The organism is Citrobacter sp. S55_ASV_140, from assembly GCF_018919505.1.
Lineage (GTDB): Bacteria > Pseudomonadota > Gammaproteobacteria > Enterobacterales > Enterobacteriaceae > Citrobacter > Citrobacter werkmanii.
In genome coordinates, this window is the sequence record NZ_JAHLQZ010000330.1 from 1 (window position 1) to 2493 (window position 2493).

At 37.7% G+C, this 2493-nt stretch carries 3 protein-coding genes and 1 pseudogene; 3 read left to right on the plus strand and 1 reads right to left on the minus strand.

The window, feature by feature from the left end:
* From KQJ18_RS23300 to KQJ18_RS23310, 3 genes are all read left to right on the plus strand, one after another.
* Positions 1-384 (plus strand): hypothetical protein (locus KQJ18_RS23300; RefSeq protein WP_216422868.1); only part of this gene is annotated, 384 nt, incomplete at its 5' end.
* A gap of 57 nt (positions 385-441) precedes the next feature.
* Positions 442-909, plus strand: coding sequence for a CaiF/GrlA family transcriptional regulator (locus tag KQJ18_RS23305; RefSeq protein ID WP_121528638.1), 468 nt, complete (start codon positions 442-444; stop codon positions 907-909).
* Entirely contained in the window at positions 902-1726 is an 825-nt protein-coding gene (locus KQJ18_RS23310) for a LuxR C-terminal-related transcriptional regulator (protein ID WP_193156911.1), read from the plus strand. Before KQJ18_RS23305 ends, KQJ18_RS23310 begins: the two co-directional genes overlap by 8 nt.
* A gap of 364 nt (positions 1727-2090) precedes the next feature.
* Here KQJ18_RS23310 and KQJ18_RS23315 read toward each other — a convergent pair.
* A pseudogene (locus tag KQJ18_RS23315) lies at positions 2091-2493 on the minus strand (PLP-dependent aminotransferase family protein); the annotation flags it as partial.

Genomic DNA, 2493 nt, shown 5'->3' on the forward strand with positions numbered 1-2493 from the left:
GATATGAATGTTGGCAAATTCAATCAGTGGAGAAAAATTATTGGTGACAGAAAAATAAATCGATTATTAAAGCTAATGGAATTATTACTATCTCCAGATAATAATAAATTTGAAATTAAATTGATTATTGATTTAATTAATAATCAATTTAATGGACAACTTCTTTTTAGTTGTTTTAGAACAAGTGGCAGGATAATAGTAAAAGAAGGTATGAAAGGTGACATCTATTGCATGCCAGTTTTGTACGTTATTATTCGCCATTTAATTGATAGCATAAGTACAGACACAACAGAACATAGCGAACAAAACCTGGACATTGACTTAAAACAAATGTTTACATCCAACCCCATTAATATAACCCTACCCAAAAATCAGTCAATATAAAAACTTAACAAATTATAACGATTTAAACACTCTCGCTGTCTTAAATAGGATAATAGCATGAAAAACGAATCACTCAGAAATATAAATTATCACAATGTAATTATACCTGACAGCGTTTCACAATACTCAAAGCAACCACTATACATAATTATTGCTCTATGGTGTCAGCAACAAAAAAAATGGGTGAATCGCAACGACATTGCTAAGGCTTTTGCGATGCCTAAACGAAGGGCCTCTTTCCAGTTATCATATATAATAAGTCGCCCTAACTCTATTCATTTTCGATCACGACAGCAGATACAGCCAGGAATGCGCCATCCATGTAATGAAATATGGGTGGAACGCGTCATGATCGAATCAGTGAAGAACAAGATAAAAAAGTCGCCCCCATCAAATGCAAAACCCCGGAGAACTATTATGGGATCTTATCGTTCACGAGTTGGAAATGGTATGTCGGGTAACAACGATATATGGCATACCCTTGTCATGATGCGGAATACAAAAATGGGGGGAGAAGATGAATAATATTAGCTATAGCGAATTTCTGATCGTATATGCACTACAATGGCCTGAAACTTATGCAATCGAGGAGTTGTATAGCCAGGTATTTCCCGATACCCAGATTAAGACCTGCTTCTCACCACAATCACTCGTAGAATTATTGGAGGTGTATACCACTGCGCCAGTAATTCTTGGAATACTTCCACATGAGAGTATTCTGTTATTATCCAGATTATCTCCTCATCTACAGCAACGACGAATACTATTTTTCGGTCAAAAATTTAACTATGCCGATCGCGTAGTTCCACTCTACTTTTTCCCGACAGATATTGAATTTATTGAATATATGCATAAAACACCAAAACAAATCATCCCGATGTTATCAAGCCTTATCATTTCAAAACTTGATAGCTCTGATATTATTAAAAAATATCGTCACCCTATTCCATCAAATACTGATGATTTAATTTATCATGTCAATAGCTATATTTACCAGACACTTTCAAATTATGGAATAGGAAAGCAACCGAGAAGAGTATTACTCTTGCTGGCATGTGGTTTATCAGTGAAAAAAATTGCGCAAATATTAAGCATTAATATAAAAACAGTAAGTTTATATAAACTCAAAGGATTTCATCATTTAGGAATGGGAACAAGTAGCTATGATGTTTATCGTGGTGTTTTTGTGAAATCTATATTACAACAATACAAACCAGATGATAAACGCAATCAAAAAAAGGAGCTTCCAGCTAACCGCGCCAAAAAAGAAAATAGCCGAAATCTACTATTTCTTATTCAGATGCTTGATCATGAGATTGACATAGGTGAGCATTTTCAGTGAAAACCCTCATTTCAGTCGAAATGGTACTCCCCTGAAGGCTATATTGGGGAGTCGCCTTTAAATGACCTCAAACCTGCTCCTTTCCATCAGCTCACCAGGACGTTTAATCTGCCGTCTCAGGCTATCGAAATTACGCTCATTGAGCCACATATCGTAGGCCGGTCGCGGTGTCAGGTACTCACCATCAATGCCTCGGATCTGTCTGTTCTTGCATGTTTTTTACATAATCCAGGAAGGCGTCAAAAGTTTCAAAAGGCCATGCCGCCAGATATGTCTAGTCACGAAAATCGCTCGCTTTGCAGTACGCTTCATAACCATACTTTGCATGGCAAACAACATTAAGACGTTCTGAACAAATTATTATTTAAATAACCTGAGCCAGACGACGTATCCCATCAACAAGTGCCTCTGCCGGGTGATTTGCAAAACCAATCAAAATCCCCTGTCGGCTGATATCTCCCTGGTAATAACGGCTCAGTGATAGTATTCCCATCCCCAGTGCTCTGGCTTTTTCCTCGACATCATTTCCGATCAATCCGTTTTGTAGCCAGCACACAATATGAACGCCAGAGTCAGAAGGCTGAACAATCATTTTATCAGCAAGGTATTCTTGAATAGCATTGACCAGCGCAGTTCTTCTTTCATAACACGTCTTGCGAATTCGACGCACATGACTGGCATAATGCCCATCCTCAATAAAACTCGCCATCATTGCCTGCTCAAGATAGCTGGTGCCGAGATCTGTAAAATATTTCGTCACCATAATC

Bases quoted from the DNA above. Each gene is read 5' to 3' on its own strand.
- KQJ18_RS23305 (WP_121528638.1), top strand. From the start codon at position 442: ATGAAAAACGAATCACTCAGAAATATAAATTATCACAATGTAATTATA.
- KQJ18_RS23310 (WP_193156911.1), top strand. From the start codon at position 902: ATGAATAATATTAGCTATAGCGAATTTCTGATCGTATATGCACTACAA.